15 protein-coding genes are annotated in these 16,449 nt (G+C 57.6%); 3 read left to right on the top strand and 12 right to left on the bottom strand.

The features are described from left to right. Positions 1–35 precede the first annotated feature (35 nt). From QP324_RS04990 to QP324_RS04940, 11 genes are all read right to left on the bottom strand, one after another. A complete protein-coding gene (locus tag QP324_RS04990) occupies positions 36–776 on the bottom strand; it encodes a 1-acyl-sn-glycerol-3-phosphate acyltransferase (protein ID WP_284765750.1) in 741 nt (246 codons plus the stop codon). A 23-nt stretch (positions 777–799) separates the two neighbouring features. Continuing rightward, a complete protein-coding gene (locus QP324_RS04985) occupies positions 800–1,732 on the bottom strand; it encodes an ROK family protein (RefSeq protein WP_284814831.1) in 933 nt (310 codons plus the stop codon). Positions 1,733–1,770: 38 nt separating this feature from the next. Continuing rightward, on the bottom strand, positions 1,771–2,874 hold the full coding sequence (locus QP324_RS04980; RefSeq protein ID WP_284814830.1) for a glycosyltransferase family 4 protein: 1,104 nt from the start codon (positions 2,872–2,874) through the stop codon (positions 1,771–1,773). Next, positions 2,875–3,918 carry an NlpC/P60 family protein gene (locus QP324_RS04975; RefSeq protein WP_284814828.1) on the bottom strand — a complete coding sequence of 348 codons (1,044 nt, stop codon included), beginning with the start codon at positions 3,916–3,918 and terminating at the stop codon, positions 2,875–2,877. A 114-nt stretch (positions 3,919–4,032) separates the two neighbouring features. Next, positions 4,033–4,662, bottom strand: coding sequence for a C40 family peptidase (locus QP324_RS04970; protein ID WP_239278971.1), 630 nt, complete (start codon positions 4,660–4,662; stop codon positions 4,033–4,035). Positions 4,663–5,616: 954 nt separating this feature from the next. Next, on the bottom strand, positions 5,617–7,239 hold the full coding sequence (locus QP324_RS04965) for a cytochrome bc complex cytochrome b subunit (protein ID WP_239228194.1): 1,623 nt from the start codon (positions 7,237–7,239) through the stop codon (positions 5,617–5,619). Continuing rightward, entirely contained in the window at positions 7,239–8,459 is a 1,221-nt protein-coding gene (locus tag QP324_RS04960; RefSeq protein ID WP_198491715.1) for a ubiquinol-cytochrome c reductase iron-sulfur subunit, read from the bottom strand. The genes QP324_RS04965 and QP324_RS04960 overlap by 1 nt, the downstream gene beginning before the upstream one ends. After that, complete coding sequence (locus QP324_RS04955; RefSeq protein WP_225746703.1) at positions 8,456–9,343, bottom strand: c-type cytochrome; 888 nt, start codon at positions 9,341–9,343, stop codon at positions 8,456–8,458. Before QP324_RS04955 ends, QP324_RS04960 begins: the two co-directional genes overlap by 4 nt. A gap of 53 nt (positions 9,344–9,396) precedes the next feature. Further along, a complete protein-coding gene (locus QP324_RS04950; protein WP_179386734.1) occupies positions 9,397–9,981 on the bottom strand; it encodes a heme-copper oxidase subunit III in 585 nt (194 codons plus the stop codon). 574 nt (positions 9,982–10,555) lie between these two features. After that, positions 10,556–10,987 carry a cytochrome c oxidase subunit 4 gene (locus QP324_RS04945; protein ID WP_005328946.1) on the bottom strand — a complete coding sequence of 144 codons (432 nt, stop codon included), beginning with the start codon at positions 10,985–10,987 and terminating at the stop codon, positions 10,556–10,558. 19 nt (positions 10,988–11,006) lie between these two features. Then, complete coding sequence (locus QP324_RS04940) at positions 11,007–12,080, bottom strand: cytochrome c oxidase subunit II (RefSeq protein ID WP_225746700.1); 1,074 nt, start codon at positions 12,078–12,080, stop codon at positions 11,007–11,009. Between the two features lie 390 nt (positions 12,081–12,470). Here QP324_RS04940 and asnB point away from each other — a divergent pair, with 390 nt between their 5' ends. Then, positions 12,471–14,393, top strand: coding sequence for an asparagine synthase (glutamine-hydrolyzing) (gene asnB / locus QP324_RS04935; protein ID WP_284814823.1), 1,923 nt, complete (start codon positions 12,471–12,473; stop codon positions 14,391–14,393). A 65-nt stretch (positions 14,394–14,458) separates the two neighbouring features. Here the strand turns inward: asnB and QP324_RS04930 are convergent, their stop codons facing one another. After that, positions 14,459–14,803 carry an iron-sulfur cluster assembly accessory protein gene (locus tag QP324_RS04930; RefSeq protein WP_005324455.1) on the bottom strand — a complete coding sequence of 115 codons (345 nt, stop codon included), beginning with the start codon at positions 14,801–14,803 and terminating at the stop codon, positions 14,459–14,461. Between the two features lie 141 nt (positions 14,804–14,944). Between QP324_RS04930 and QP324_RS04925 the strand changes: the two genes are divergently transcribed. After that, on the top strand, positions 14,945–15,637 hold the full coding sequence (locus QP324_RS04925) for a DUF3043 domain-containing protein (protein ID WP_225746698.1): 693 nt from the start codon (positions 14,945–14,947) through the stop codon (positions 15,635–15,637). 11 nt (positions 15,638–15,648) lie between these two features. Continuing rightward, a complete protein-coding gene (locus QP324_RS04920) occupies positions 15,649–16,443 on the top strand; it encodes a nicotinate-nucleotide--dimethylbenzimidazole phosphoribosyltransferase (protein WP_225746697.1) in 795 nt (264 codons plus the stop codon). Positions 16,444–16,449: the final 6 nt, after the last annotated feature.

Raw genomic sequence — 16,449 nt, 5'->3', positions numbered from 1 at the left:
ATCTGGCCAAGCTAAGCGGGCCTTGGGAATAGTGATTACCTCCCCTTGTATTCAGCGCCGGCGGGGTAACCATGGCCGGCTTTGAGCGAAGCCTTCACATCGGAGGCGTACACATCAACATAAGGCTTATCGCTCAGCTCGGCCAAATTGCGCATCACAAAGTCGGTGAAGGCGCGGATAGTCTCATGCTCGGCCGGATTCATCCCGCGCTCCTTGGCCCACTCATGCGGCCAGATGGGGTCTCCTACCCGCACGCCAACCTTGAAAGGACGGGGAATCCACGAGCCAATGGGATTGGCCTTGCGCGAATTGATCATCGCGATGGGAAATACTGGCTGATTAGTCTCCATGGCGATGCGCGCCATGCCGGTGCGTCCCCTGTACACGCGGCCATCTGGGGAACGAGTTCCTTCCGGATAGATACCGAAGAGATCGCCACGGGACAAAATGCCTTCTGCGGTTTCCACGATGGCGTCGCCAGCGTCCTCGCTATCGCGCTCGATGGGGACCTGGCCTACCGAGGTAAAGAACCACTTTTGCAGGCTACCAACAAGGCCAGGAGTGGTGAAGTATTCTGACTTAGCCGGAAACGTGATCTGGCGCGGGCACACCAAAGGAAAGAAGAAGGAATCCATAACCGCCTGGTGATTCGACACCAAAATCGCAGGGCCCTCAGCGGGGATTTTCTCGATGCCCTCGGTCCACGGGCGATTCCATACTCGCAGGGCGGGTCCGAAGAAGATGTGCTTAAAAGCCCAGTACCACTTGTTTTTCATCGCCAGGTCGTCCTTTGTTAGTTTTAACGGCCGCTGCGGGCCAAATCGGCTACGCCAATCATACCCGCTGCCGACCCTAATTCTGCGGTGGCAACACGTGCGAGGGGGCGATGCCCTGCCCCGACAATGTCCTGTCCCATGGCTTGGGCAGCGCCCTCGAGGTAGAGGTCCGCATCTTGGGATACGCCGCCGCCGAGCACGATGAGCTCCGGATCCAAAACATCAGCAACAATGGATAGGCCCTGGCCCAGCCACCGACTGAAGTCTTCCATCACCGCGACGGCAAGCGGATCTCCGCGCCGCGCGGCCTGGGTAATTTCCTTGCCTGTGGGATCAGCCGGCAGCGAGGTCTCATAGCTTCCACGCAGATCAGCGCAGGTATCCGGCAACGCGGTACCGGAGGCATAGCGTTCCAAGCAGCCGCGCTTACCGCAGGAGCACTGCCGACCATTAGGGACTACCACGATATGCCCAAATTCTGGGGCGGTGCCAAACGCGCCGCGGTAGATGGTGTCATGCGTCATCAGAGTGGCGCCGATACCTGTTCCTACCGCAAAGAAAACCCAATCCTCCGCTCCACGGCCGGCGCCAAAGCACCACTCACCCCACGCGGCGGAATTTGCATCATGCTCCAAACGCACGTGCATACCGAGCTTCTGCGAGAGTGATTCCCGCACATTGGCGTGCCGCCAGGGAAGGTGCGGGGCGAAGCGCACTACCTCGCACGTAGGATCCAAAAATCCCGCCAAGGCGAGGCCAACGGCGTCCACCTCATAGTCAGCGCGCAGCTCATCGACGATGCCCACAATGTCCGCTTCCAGCTGCTCGGCGTCCATGGAAGTAGGAACCGTGCGGCTCGCGAGAATCTCACCCTCCCGAGTGATCACTCCGCCGCGCACGTTGGTGCCACCGACGTCGAAGCCGATAGTCAGATCGGCGGAGTTGTTCTTAAGCATGCATAACAGAATATACCGACAACCGGGTTAGGGTCACATCAAGACATCAGCTGCCGCAATCGCTGCCCCATAATCCGCCACGTCCAATTCTCTTCCACATGGCGACGCCCCGCCTGCCCCATGCGAAGCCTACGTTGCGGGTCGGCCAAAAGAGCTTTCAACGCTTCAGCTAGTTCCGGCACAGAGGCGCCCTTGACGACGACTCCCGTCTCCCCCGTCACCGTCTCTGGTGCACCACCGGAGTCTCCGGCGACAACTGGCAAGCCGCACGCCTGCGCCTCCAAATAGACGATGCCCAAGCCCTCGACGTCTAGCCCTCCGCCACGGGTGCGTGCCGGCATGGCAAAAACATCCGCTGCGTGCAATGCAGCCTCAATGCTTTCCGCTTCCTGAATCACTGCGTCTGGACAGTAGATTTCCGCCAATTGTTCCAAAGCCGCGCGGTAGCGTCCGCGCCCAATAAGTAGGAGCTGTGCATCCGGAAATTCTTCACGCACGAGAGGCATAGCGCGTAGAAGCTGATCCTGCCCCTTGCGTGGAACGAACCGCGAAATGCAAACGATGGTCGGCCCGCTGACTCCGAACTCTGCCTTTGCCGCTGCACGTTGCTCCGGCGTGGCTGGAGAAAGGCCCTCCACACTCACTCCGGAAGGCAGGTGCTCCCAGCACGGCTTCGGTCCAAATGGTCGACGCAACCGACGCAGGGTGTAGTCGGAGATATAGGTAATCACATCAGCATAGTCACCAATACGGCGCAGGCACTGCCGCGCCACGGGCACCATTGACCACCCCACTTCGTGCCCGTGCGTCGTAGCTACTACACGGGTCGCCCCTGCCTCTTTTGCGGCCTTGCCCATCAAAGCAAGGGGCGCGGCTGCACCAAACCAGACAATGTCAATATTTTCTGTGCGGATGATCTCCTGCATCCGACGAACCGTGGCAGGCGTCGGCAACATCACGCGGCGAGACCAGCGGATGACCTTGTAGTCCACCGCGGCATCGAATTCCGCCGGCGATTCCTGGGTAGAGACGAAGACCACGACATCGCGCGGATTTAAGGTTGCTACGAAATCGCGCAGGTAAGACTGAATCCCGCCAATCTTGGGCGGGAAGTCATTAGTTACCAGCAGAACGCGGGCCACTTAGTACCGCGCCGTTCCGGTAATCGGCATGGACTTTAGCGGTACCACCTGAACAGGCACGCCATAGGTAGAGGCATGGACTACCTGGCCATTACCGATGTACATGCCCACGTGAGTTACTCCCGGGTAATAGCCCACGATATCGCCCGGCTGTAGGTCTTCCAACGGTACCGATGTGCCACCTGCAATCTGAGCCTGCGACGTACGCGGAATGGACTTACCAATCTGCTGATACGCCCAGAACATCAATCCAGAACAGTCGAACTGATCGGGTCCAGCCGCACCCCAGCCATATGGGGCGCCCAGCTTCGACAAGGCAGCCGAGGCAGCACCATCAGCTACCTCACCCAGATCCATATCCGGCTTATCAGATCCGCCGAATTGACCTTCCCAGGCCTCGCGCTGCTGTTCATCGAGAGCGTCCACCTGCTTTTCGATGTCCTTTTGCTGCTTTTCCAGCTCCTCCTTCTCCTTGAGAAGCTCCTCGCGCTGCACTTCCAGCGCCTTCTTTTCCTCGCGCACCTTCGCGGCGACGTCGGCAGCCTTATGCTTTTCCTCTTCCGCCGTGGAAGCGGCATTAGCCTTGGCATCGAGGGTGCGCTGGGCCTGTCGGGATAATGCTCCGAGGTAGCCCATGCGCTCTACGGCATCGGAAGGATCTTCTGCAGCCAAAGCTCCAGACACTGCCGAACGGGAATCACCGCGGTAGCGCGACTGTGCGATGCCATTGACACGGTCCTGCTGGGTGGAAACATCCCCCTTCGCATCGTCCGCACGCAGCTGCGCCTCAGCGGCGGCCTGCTCGGATTCAGCAACCTCAGCCTGCTTCTCCTCAAGCTTGACCTCGAGCTCTTTTACCTCTTCGTTCTTGGCAGACACTTTGCGCGCAACTTCTCCTACGCGCTCCACCAAGGCGTCTACATTTTCGGTGGCACTCTCCTGTTGTGGAACGGCCTCCTGCGCAACAACCTGCGAAATCCCAGAAACCGACGTAACAGCAAGAGCCGCTGCAAGTGCAGCTGCAGGAAGTACTCGTTTAGACACGTAAGGACCCTTAGACTAAGAAAATTTTAAAAATCGTACTAACTATAGCGGGTTTTACCCCCTGATGCACGACAAAGCCCTCCCCGCGAAGGGGAGGGCAAGATCCGCCGCTTCTTAGAAGCGAACTGCGGAGTGAATCGGCATGTAGTTCAGGTCGCGCTCCTGAACCGGCACGCCGGAGTTAAGGGCGTCGATGATGGTGCCGTGGCCGGTGTAGATACCAACGTGGGAAGCGCCACCGTAGTAAGCGATGATGTCACCCGGCTGCAGCTGATCCAGGGATACCGGGGTACCGGCGGCAGCCTGTGCCTGAGAGGTACGCGGGATCTCCTTGCCAGCCTGAGCGTATGCCCAGCTGGTCAGACCGGAGCAGTCGAAAGCGTTCGGGCCAGCGGCGCCGTATACGTACGGAGAACCGATGACGGAGCGGGCTGCTGCCAGTGCCTTCTGGCCAACGGTCTGCTGTGCCGGAGCGGCCTGCTTGTGGCCAGCTGCTGCGTAGTTGGTGTTCTGCTGGTTAGAAACCTGACCCAGGGACGGAACGTAGCGGTCAATGTTCGGCACCTGGTCAATGTTCGGGACGTTTTCCAGACCTGCTACCTCAAAGCGGTAGTCGGTATTAGGTACGACGACCTCTGCTGCCTGTGCGACGCCCGGTGCGACGACTGCTGCGGTTGCAGCCAGTGCTGCAGTAGATGCGATGCGACGGGTGTTCTTAATGCCCTGACGACGGTGCTGTGCCATGAGTAAAACTCCAAATCTTCCTGCGCGCCTACTTCCCTAATAAAGGAAGCTCTGACCCTGGGGGACTAGCGTTCGTTGGGAATCCGTTCCTTTAGGATTTCCTCCACTCGGCCCCTCAGTAGGAAGGGCCAGATGCGGCGCTGTAATTCTTCTGTTTAGATTGAGCACCTTTTCGGGCGGTAACTCAATGTCTCGAATAGGTTACGAAATCATTACAAGCAATGTCCATTCGCGACACCAAAGTAACGTTTGTTATCGCTTCGTTACCTTCCGTTGACCTTGCCGAGATTTAACCTCCATATGGATGCTAGCACCCGCCAGAATCCACCGCCTCGAGACCATAAGCAGCACAAATGACAGCGGATGCCGGACATCCGACCAAGAAGTGTCCTCACTAAGAGTAAGCTTAACAATTAAGACTTTTCTAATTTGTGACTTTCAACACTACGCCATTTTGACAGTCCCTCCTCCCCCACGATGTCACTCCTTTAACGCACGTCTAGAGCCTCGCTTTCATCACGACGGCGCCCCGCTTTGCCACCCTTCCTTGCGGTCGTTTTAGCTAAACCGCTTCTTGAAGCCCCAAAGGCACTCAAGCGACGAGCGCAGCGTACCTCTAGACAATAAAGCCTTTCGGCATGCACACCCACCTGAGCCCACGCACTAGGCTCCTGAAACTGTAAAGCACGACAAAACCGCAAACTATCGACAATCCGCGCACCAGAACATGTACTAAACCGGCTGCACAACAAGCTTCAGCAGTTCTTCAGATGCTTCTAGATTCATAAATACTCACAGGCACGCAACAGCTCCCCTTCAACAACTCCTGTAGCAGCCAGAAGGATGAGGACTGGGGTCGGAATCTATCTGTACATACGCAAACCGCCCTTGCTCCTTCAGCAGGAGCAAGGGCGGTTCTGTGAGCGCGTTTCGAGTAATCCTCAGGAAAAGCGGCTAAATGCGGCCGTTTTCCTCGTCCTCACGGCGGTTAGCCTCGTTGAGGCGGCGGAACATCTCCGCTTCCTCGTCGTGGTTATCCGAGTGGATTTCGTGCACTCGGTGCATGAGGGCCGAATCATCAGGGCTGAAGGTGCCCTGGGTCTCGGAGTCAGCGAGTCCGAGGTGGTTCAGCTGCTTCGGCACCTGAGCGCCTGCATACTCGAGCGGAACCGGGTGGCCTTCGGCATCAACCGGGCCGAGCGGCTGGTGAACCTCGATGAAGGCACCATTCGGCATCTGCTTGATAACGCCGGTTTCAATACCGTGCTCGAGAACCTCCCGGTCAGAGCGCTGCAAACCAACGCAAATGCGGTAGGTCATGAAGTACGCAATCGGAGGAAGCACGATGAGGCCGATACGACCAACCCAGGTCATAGCGTTCAGCGAAATCTGGAAGAAGTGTGCCACGTGGTCGTTACCACCGGACAGGGTGACCAGCAGGAAGAACACGATGGCAGCAGCGCCGATAGCGGAGCGGGTAGGAACATCGCGCGGACGCTGCAGCAGGTTGTGGTGTGCATCGTCACCGGTGAACTTCTTCTCCAAGAACGGGTACGCCATTAGCAGGACGACCATGAGGCCACACAGCAGAGCTACCCAGAACGCGGAAGGAATGGTGTAGTTGCCAATGTAGAGTTCCCAAGCCGGCATGACACGGGCAACACCATCAGTCCACAGCATGTAAATATCCGGCTGAGAACCAGCGGAAACCTGGGATGGGTTATAAGGTCCAAGTGTCCAGATGGCGTTGATGGTCAGCAGACCAGACATCAGCGCCAGTACGCCAGCAACCATCATGCCCATACCAATAGCCTTGGTGGCGAAGACCGGCATAATGCGGACGCCAACGACGTTGTTCTCCGCACGGCCCGGTCCAGGGAACTGGGTGTGCTTCTGGAACCAAACCATAATCAGGTGGGCTGCAATCAGGCCAAGGATGATGCCCGGAATAACCAGAACGTGCAGGATGTAGAAACGATCCAGCATCAGGTCGGACGGGAAGTCACCGCTAAAGATTGCCCAGTGCAGCCAGGTGCCGATAATCGGCAGACCCAGGATGATGGCGGACATGATTCGCAGACCAACACCGGAAAGCAGGTCATCCGGCAGGGAGTAACCAAGGAAGCCCTCGATCATGCCCAGCAGGATAAGTGCGCAACCGATAATCCAGTTTGCTTCACGCGGACGACGGAACGCGCCAGTGAAGAAGATACGCAGCATGTGCGCAACCATGGACATCATGAACAGCAGAGCTGCCCAGTGGTGCATCTGGCGCACGAACAAGCCACCACGAACTTCAAAAGAGATATCCAGCGCGGTGGCGTATGCGCGGGACATTTCTACACCATTAAGCGGTGCATAGGTGCCGTCGTAAATGACCTTGGTGATGGACGGGTCGAAGAACAGCGCCAGGTAGATACCGGTCAGTACAAGAATGATGAAGCTGTATAGCGCCATCTCACCAAGCATGAAGGACCAGTGGGTCGGAAAGACCTTGTTCAGCTGAGTCCTCAACACGCCGGCGGCGCTATAGCGCTCATCCATGTTGTTGCCCATTTGGGCGAGTTTATTGCTCATTATGACTTACGCTCCCAGAATGCCGGGCCGACAGGCTCAATGAAGTTGCCCTGTGCAACGAGGTAGCCCTCGTCATCCACCGTGATAGGCAGCTGTGGCAGTGCGCGGGCAGCCGGGCCGAAGACCGGCTTACCGTACTGCAAAGCGTCGAACTGCGACTGGTGGCACGGGCACAGGATTCGGTTGGTCTGCGCCTCATACAGAGAGGTCGGGCAACCGATGTGGGTACAGATCTTGGAGTAGGCGTAGTAATCGCCGTGGTGGAAGTCTTCCTGACCTTCGCGCTCGATTGCCTTCTGAGCGTCGTTGTGACGCAGGCGAATCAGCATGACCGCATTGCGGTTGCCGTGAATCGAGTGCATGTGGTGCTCGTAGACATCGCGCTCGGCATCGTACTTGTCGCCATCGTTAACGTCTTCTTCTGCCAGCGGGAAGACGGTCTCCATGCCGCCTGCCGCCAGATCCTCCGGGCGCACACGAACCAAGCGGGTAACACCCTTGGTGCTGTAGTGCTCACCGGTTTCGCCAGAGTGCTTCTCGGCAATAGTACCGGTGTCGCGGGCCAGGTAAAGCTTGACACCTTCATTGTGCAGGGTCCAACCGGAAGTCCACAGGGTGCCGTCGCCGGCATAGTTCATATTGTGGCGAACCTTCCAAGGGTTCTTGATTGCGCCACCAAGCGGAGCAATCACGGTTAGACCGAACAGAACGCCGGCGCCGCCCAGCAGACCCTGAACGGTCTTGCGGCGACCAAGAGTCGAGGTCTTCCAAGAATCGTTCAGAAGGGCGGTCAGGGTACGGCGGTCAACCTCTTCGGAAGGACCATCGTGACGACGCTGAACGGAGATCTCCTCCGGGAGAATCTTCTTAACGTACTGGACGATGGCGATGCCCAAGCCACAAATTGCGAGGGCTGCAGTAATACCTAGCAACGGAGTGTAGAGAGTGTGCCAAATGTGGCCCTCCTCCCCCAGCTGCTTGTACTGCCACGGCCAGAACAGGTAAACGCCAAGGAATCCAAGGCCGCCGATGACGGACAGGAACAACCAGATAGCAACGTTACGTCCAGCGCGCTTTTCTGCTGGGTCGCCTTCGACTGGGAAACGCTCCTTGCGGAACGCAACGGTGACGTCGTCGAGCTCGGTACCAAGAGCAGCGAGTTCATCGTTGCTCATCTTGTCGAGCTCAGCGTTAGTGTAATTCTTCTTCACATTGCTCATGAGCGCGATCCAATCCACATAGCGGCAGCGCACAGGGCGCTAATGCCGATGATCCACATTGCCAGGCCTTCCGCTACTGGGCCGAGACCACCAAGGTCCCAACCTGCTGGGGAAGGAGTTTCCTTTGCAGACTTGAGGTAGGCAATAATGTCCTTCTTCTCGTCTGCGGTCAGCTGGCGGTCAGAGAACTTAGGCATGTTCTGCGGGCCGGTCAGCATAGCCTGGTAGATCTCCTGCTCACTTGCCGGAGCCAGCTCCGGAGCGAACTTACCGGAAGACAGTGCGCCGCCCTGGCCGGTGAAGTTGTGGCAGGATGCGCAGTTCATGCGGAAGAGCTCGGAGCCCTTCGCTATGTCTTCTGCCTGGATTTCGCCGTTATAGTTAGCACCACGCAGCGATTCTTGGGCAACGCTTCCGTCATCGTTGTAGACAATGTCAGCGCCGCCGCCGTTGGCTGCAACATATGCAGCCAACGCCAGAGTCTGCTGCTCAGTGTAGCGGGGAGCCTTACGCTCTGCCTGTGCGTCGTTAGACATCATCGGCATACGGCCGGAGTGCACCTGGAAGTACACGGAACCAGCACCGACACCAACGAGGGACGGACCGCGACCTTCGATGCCCTGCAGATTGGCACCGTGGCAGGTGATACAAGCGGTGTCATAGATGTCCTTACCCTCTTGGACGAGGGCTTGGTCATCTTTTTCCGCCGTGGCGACCTGTGCGTCCGGGGTCAAGGCAGAAGCCAAGACGCCCGCACCGGACAGGCCAATCGCCAAAGCGAAGCCACCGGCAAGGGTGCGCTTCGCCTTGCGGCGACGGCGGGTCTTCTTAGCCGCCGCAGTGGTCTGCTCCACTGCCACGGACTGCGAATTGTTATCCATCATTTTCCTTTAGATAACTCGAACACGGGAGGACTGTTTGGGGATCTTGGCCAGTGCTACTGAACCAAGTAAATAACGGTGAAAACGCCGATCCACACAACGTCAACGAAGTGCCAGTAGTAGGACACTGCCATTGCTGCGGTCGCCTGTGCCGGCGTGAACTTGGACTTAGCAACGCGCGCGAGAATGATTGCAAAAGAAATCAGGCCCGCGGTCACGTGCGCAGCGTGGAAGCCGGTGATGATATAGAACACCGAACCAAAGACGCTGGACTGCACAGTCACACCTGCGTGAATCAACTCGGTCCACTCAAACGCCATGATGCCCAAGAACACAACGCCCAGTACCAGCGTCACGGTGTACCAGAGTCGAAGCTTGTAAACGTCACCCCTTTCTGCGGCAAACACGCCGAACTGCGAGGTCACAGAAGAAGAAATCAGCACTGCCGTAATGAGGAAACCCATGGGCAGGTTGATATGGGCGGTGTGCTCCGCCCAATCGCCTTCCTGACCGTTTGCTCGCGAGGTAAACCACATCGCGAACAGTCCGGCAAAGAACATCAATTCCTGAGACAGGAACACGATGGTGCCCACGCTGACCATATTGGGTCGGTTCAGCGAGGCAGCACGTGGTGCTGTCATACCTTGGTTAGAAACTACGCTCGTCACAGTGGCTATTATGGCTGTTCTGGGCGCTAAAGTCACCTCGATTCCCCCCGCTTTCTCTATTCGTTTTTGATGCTTCATCCAGCGAACGTTCAGCTCGCGAGGGCCAAAAACAATATTCCTCCAAACGGGAACTTTTTACCCCACTTTCCGACGCCCCATTGATGCAGGTGACACCACCAGCTGGGCGCTACCTTGAAATTCCTAAGCACCCCAGACGCCTGCGGCCCACACTTGTCGATGCGCCAATTAGCGCACCCGATCCCAGCCATCCAGAGAGATAAATCACATTCCACGGGCCCCCTAAACGCCCAGCTTTACAACTTTCGAACGACCCCCGCTAAAATCGGCTTCTACGTGCCAGAATGCAGAAGAAGACTAGTCGACAATACGTCACACAGTCAGGTGTCACTCCCCCACCGGCAAAACTTTTCAGAAATCTCGGGAACTTTATGACGCGACAGACGACGCTGGATCGCCAAAGCCCTCCTAGCCATGATGGCTAGGAGGGCGGAGAAGTTTTAGGCAGGGATTCCTTTACATCGAGGAATTAGTGTTTTTCCTTCGGTAGGCCGTACTGCAGGGACAGGCCGGTGCAGGCCGCGATGAGGCAGACAGCGCCGAGGGCAATCAGCCAGAAGTAGAGGAAAATGATTCCCAAGCCGAGGAGACCAATGGCGCCAGTCATAGCCAGCGGCCAGATGGAGCCTGGGGAGAAGAAACCAAGGATACCAGCGGCATCTTCAGTTTCTGCCTCTTCCCAATCCTCTGGCAGGACGTCACTGCGGTCATCAGTGAAGTGAAGGTAAGCACCCAGCATCATGCACAGCAGGAAGGCGAGGAACATGCCGACGATGCCAACCCACTCGGCACCGTAGAGGTAGCCGTCGTCCTTAACGAAGGTGACGCCGAAGATATAGACAATCAGCGAGACAAGAAGGTACGTCGCGATTGAGTAAAAGACTTTCGATGTTGCACGCATTGTGTTGTGTCCTTATCTCTTATGCCGCGGTGTTCACGTAGTTATCGCCCTTAGCGGTGTCACGCTCGCCGGAGAACGGTTGGGTGGTTACCGCGTATGGGTCCTGACCGATTTCTTCCAGAGCTTCCGCGTTGGTGGCTTCTGGGTTGTCCTCGCGGAACTTCAGGTAGGTGTTGAAGTCCTCCGGAGAGACAACGCGGATTTCGAAGTTCATCATCGAGTGGTAAGTACCGCACATTTCGGCACAACGGCCAACGAATGCGCCCTGCTTCTCAATCTTTTCTACCTGGAAGCTGCGCTCCTGAGCGTTTGCCTCGGGGTGTGCGTAGACGTCGCGCTTGAACAAGAACTCCGGTACCCAGAATGCGTGTGACACGTCGCCGGAAGCGAGTCGGAACTCAATCGCAGTATCGGAAGGAAGAACCAGAACCGGAACCTCTTCGGTGGTACCGACGGTCTCAATCTTGTTGTAGTTCAGGTAGGAAAGGTCGCCCATGGACTTGCCGTGGATTGGGTTCGGGTTGTCCACACCCTCAGGGTCGTGAGCAGTCTTCTCTGCCTCAGCCTGACGCTCCTTGTCGGCACCGTCGTAGTTCTCACCATTGACATGGTTCTCGGCGTAACCAAACTTCCAGTTCCACTGGAACGCGGTGACGTCAACGACAACCTTCGGATCCTTATCCAAGGCAGTGACCTTCTGCTGAGTCTGAACGGTGAAGAAGAACAGGCCCATAATGATGAGGATCGGGACGATGGTCAGAACCATCTCCAGCGGAACGTTGTACTGGATCTGGCGCGGGAACTCGCCCTTGCCATCTTTCTTCGCCTTCTTCGCGCTCCAGCGGAAGATTGCGGTGAGGAACAGGCCCCACATAATAAAACCAACGATCCATGCGGCAACCCAGACCCAAATCCAGAAGTTGTACATGGCCTCTGCCTCAGGAGTAATACCCTTCGGCCAACCGAATCCAAGGAGGTTCTCTACAGCAGTTGGCGCCTGAACGTCACAACCTGCCAGAGCGAGTCCACCCAGGGCAAGTGCGCCAGCTACGCCCGCCTTGCGGGCAAAGGTGCGCTTATTACGCTGTCCCACGTGTGTTCTGCCTTTCTGTCCACACAAAACTTCTCGAATACTCACAGAGCACTCTTACCCAATCAGAATAGAGGATAATTGCCAGATTCCCAGCCTGTTTAAAGGCACAAAAGGGCACCTAGTGTGCTCATTTCATATTCTCCTTCTGGTAGGTTACCGCCCCACCTGCACAATGTTCCAACCGCACCCCCAGCATCCATAGGCTTCGTGTGCGCCAATTCACAGGATTCTCGTGGAGCCATCATCCGAAAGTTCGCACCCCTATCGGGGAAGCTAATTCCAAGGCAGTCGGCAGGTTTCCTTAAGCCGTGGCGTGTTCTGGTTTCATGCTCTCTAGCCGTAAAGTGGGTGACTAGCAATAGACGCTTATATATAAGGAGCAATCTTTACATGTGCGGACTTCTTGGCATGCTCGCCGCCACAGGCAACGTAGATAAGTACGTTGATGCACTGGAACGATCCCTGCCCTGCATGCGCCACCGCGGTCCAGACGCGGCCGGCACGTGGCATGACGGCGATGCCGCCTTCGGCTTCAATCGTCTGTCCATTATTGACTTGGAGCATTCCCATCAGCCCCTCCGCTGGGGCCCAGAGGACCAGCCTGACCGCTACGCCATGACCTTTAATGGTGAAATCTACAACTACGTGGAGCTGCGCGAGGAGCTCCAGGGCCTCGGCTACACCTTCCACACCGAAGGCGATGGCGAGCCCATCGTGGTGGGCTACCACCACTGGGGCAAGGACATAGTCAACCACCTGCGCGGTATGTTTGGCATCGTCATCTGGGATACCCACACCAAGACGATGTTTGCTGCTCGTGACCAATTTGGCATCAAGCCGCTGTATTACGCCACTACCGAGGCAGGCACCGTTTTCGCTTCGGAGATGAAGTGCATCCTTGAAATGGCGGACGAGATTGGTCTAGAGCTCAACCTTGACCGACGCGCCATTGAGCACTACGTCGACCTGCAGTACGTCCCGGAGCCAGAATCCCTCCACGCGAATATTCGCCGCGTTGAATCCGGCTGCACTGTCACTCTTCGCCCGGGCGAAGATGTTGTCGCCGAGCGCTACTTCAAGCCCCGCTTCCCTGTACAGCAGGTAAAGCAAGGCGAGGAGCAGCAGCTATTTAACCGCATTGCAGAGGCGCTGGAAGATTCCGTCGCTAAGCACATGCGTGCCGACGTCACCGTGGGTTCCTTCCTATCTGGCGGCATTGACTCCACCGCTATTGCCACACTGGCCAAGCGCCACAACCCAGATCTACTGACCTTTACCACCGGCTTCGAGCGCGAGGGATATTCTGAGGTCGATGTCGCGGCAGAGTCTGCGGAAGCTATTGGTGTGGAGCACATCGTCAAGATTGTATCCCCTGAAGAATATGCCGAGTCCATCCCGAAGATCATGTGGTACCTGGACAATCCGGTGGCTGATCCCTCGCTGGTACCGCTCTACTTTGTGGCGCAGGAGGCCCGCAAACACGTCAAGGTAGTTCTTTCCGGCGAGGGCGCAGACGAGCTCTTTGGCGGCTACACCATTTACAAGGAACCACTGTCCCTCGCCCCATTTGAGAAGATTCCGTCCCCACTGCGTCGCGGTCTGGGCAAGCTCTCGCAGGTTCTGCCCGAGGGCATGAAAGGCAAGTCCCTGCTTAATCGCGGCTCGATGACGATGGAAGAGCGCTACTACGGCAACGCTCGTTCCTTCAACTTTGAGCAGATGCAGCGCGTTATCCCGTGGGCAAAGCGCGAATGGGACCACCGTGAGGTTACCGCCCCCATCTACGCCCAGTCCGAGAACTTTGATCCGGTTGCCCGCATGCAGCACTTGGATCTATTCACTTGGATGCGCGGTGACATCCTGGTCAAGGCCGATAAGATCAATATGGCCAACTCGCTGGAGCTGCGCGTGCCCTTCTTGGACAAGGAAGTCTTCAAGGTTGCCGAGTCCATCCCTTATGACCTGAAGATCTCGCACGGCACCACCAAATACGCCCTGCGCAAGGCCATGGAACAGATCGTGCCGGCGCATGTTCTACACCGCAAGAAGCTGGGTTTCCCAGTGCCGATGCGCCACTGGCTGGCCGGCGATGAGCTTTATGGCTGGGCCCAGGACACCATCAATGAATCCCAGACCGAGGACATCTTCAATAAGAAGGAAGTTCTCGAGATGCTCAAGGAGCACCGCGACGGCGTTTCCGATCACTCCCGCCGCTTGTGGACCGTGCTGTCCTTTATGATCTGGCACGGCATCTTTGTGGAAAAGCGCATCGATCCGCAGATCGAGCAGCGCGACTACCCAGTCAAGCTCTAAGAGCCTTCCACACATACAAAGAGGGTGGGTGCCAGTGGCACCCACCCTCTTTTCTGTCCTTCTATTTAGTTGAAGGAATCGCCACAAGCGCAAGAGCCGGTGGCATTCGGGTTATCAATGGTGAAACCCTGGGACTCGATGGTGTCAGCGAAGTCAATCTTGGCACCGGTCAGGTAGGGAACGGACATCTTGTCCACAACGAGGTTTACGCCGCCTACCTGGTCAACCTTGTCACCATCCAAGGTGCGGTCATCAAAGTAGAGCTGGTAGCGCAGGCCAGCGCAGCCACCAGGCTGGACGGCAATGCGCAGAGAGAGATCGTCGCGGCCTTCCTGATCAAGCAGCGCCTTTGCCTTTGCGGCTGCTGCTTCAGTCAGAATGACGCCGGTTGCGGAAGCTGGAGCGGTCATCACTTCTCCTCAATAAGTATTGGATTCGTTGCCACTACCCTACCCGGTTAGTTCAGGTGGGAAAAGGTAGCCCATACCTACAACACCATCTGGGCCGGGCCTATTCCCCTATTCACACCTAAACCTTGTAGTGTGAGGAGCGTGAAACTCCCGTGGCAAAAAGATGACAAGACCTCCACTGAACCCGCCCCTGTACAGGACAAAGCTCAGGCCAAAGTTCAGGAAGAGCCCCAGCGCAAGGGCTACACCCCACCGAAGGGTCGTCCTACGCCAAAGCGCGCAGAGCAAGAGATTGCGCGCGGCGTAAAGCGTGATCCCAATGGCATGTCCGATGCGCAGCGCTACCAGCACCGCAAGGACATGAAGAAGTCCATGAGCAAGGACGAGTGGAAGGAATATAAGAAGAAGGAGCGCCAAGAGCGCCAGCAGGCCAACCGCGAGCAGCAGGCCCGCATGGCAGAAGGCGATCCGCGCTTCCTCCCCGCCCGCGACCAGGGTGAAGTGCGCGCCTATGTGCGCGATTGGGTGGATGCCCGCCGCAGCCTGAGCAACTGGGTCATGCCGATGGCCTTGGTGCTCATCGTGGTCATGTTCTTGACCTACGCGGTACCCAGCATTGCAACAATCATCAACGCGGTAGCGATGGTTATCCTCGTAATCTTCGCCATCGAGGGCGTCATTTTGGCCCGCCGCTGCAATAATGCCGTGCGCGCCAAGTTCCCTGGCACCACCGAAGCCGGCTTTAGTCTTGGTTTTTATGCGTATTCTCGCGCCAGCCAGCCGCGCAAGTGGCGCATCCCGCGCCCCCGCGTGGAGCTCGGCGCTGACGTTTAGGGGGACTACTCATGGCCATTCCGCAGCCCGATAAGCAGGCACATACCGCACAGGACGCGCAGCTCGCCCCTTGGGGGCGCCTGACCGACGCCGCTCAATGGCTGGCTGCTTGCCAAGGCGCGGCACCTGCCCATGAGCCGCGGCGCGTGCGGGCCGTGATTTTCGCGGATCAAGAGACCTCGCTTTCGGCCGCTGAGACCGCTGCGCGTCGCGCCGAGGCCGGGCTGAATGTAGTCACCGTGACGGATTATTCCCAAGCCTACAGCCTTGGAGCCGCAACAGCGGATGCGGAAATTGATGCCGGGGCTGACCTACTGATTCCCGGCGGCGAAGAGCTCGCCCGAGTACCGGCCGTGGTAATGGCAACTATGACGCAGACGGAGCCGGTAGTGATCGTCGGCAAGCAGCGCAGCGTGGAAGACTGGAAGCGCGAGGTCTGCGCTATCCGGGACGCTATGTTTCGCGCCCGTAACCTCGAAGGCATGGAGCTGGTTGAATCGTGCCAGTCCACGGTGCTGGCAGCCACGGTGGGGTTCATTGCCCGAGCCGCGGAGCGCCGCACGCCCCTGCTTATCGACGCCCCCTTGACCGCCACCGCCGCGCTCCTTGCCGAGCGCGATAATCCCGGTGTGAAAGACTGGCTCTTCGCCACAACCCTGTCCGCTGCCCCTGCGCATAAGTTGGCACTGGAAAAGCTAGGGCTCCACCCCCTGCTTGAACTGGGAATGGAGCCACAACCTGCACTAGGCGCGCTCGCGGCGCTGCCAATGTTGCTGACCGGAGTGGAGATCGCTGCGGACGCCTAACCGGGG

The sequence above is a fragment of the Corynebacterium sp. UMB0012 genome (assembly GCF_030216265.1).
Taxonomy (GTDB): domain Bacteria; phylum Actinomycetota; class Actinomycetes; order Mycobacteriales; family Mycobacteriaceae; genus Corynebacterium.
Note: the sequence above shows the minus strand (reverse complement) of the source record. Positions and strands in the feature narration are given on the sequence as shown.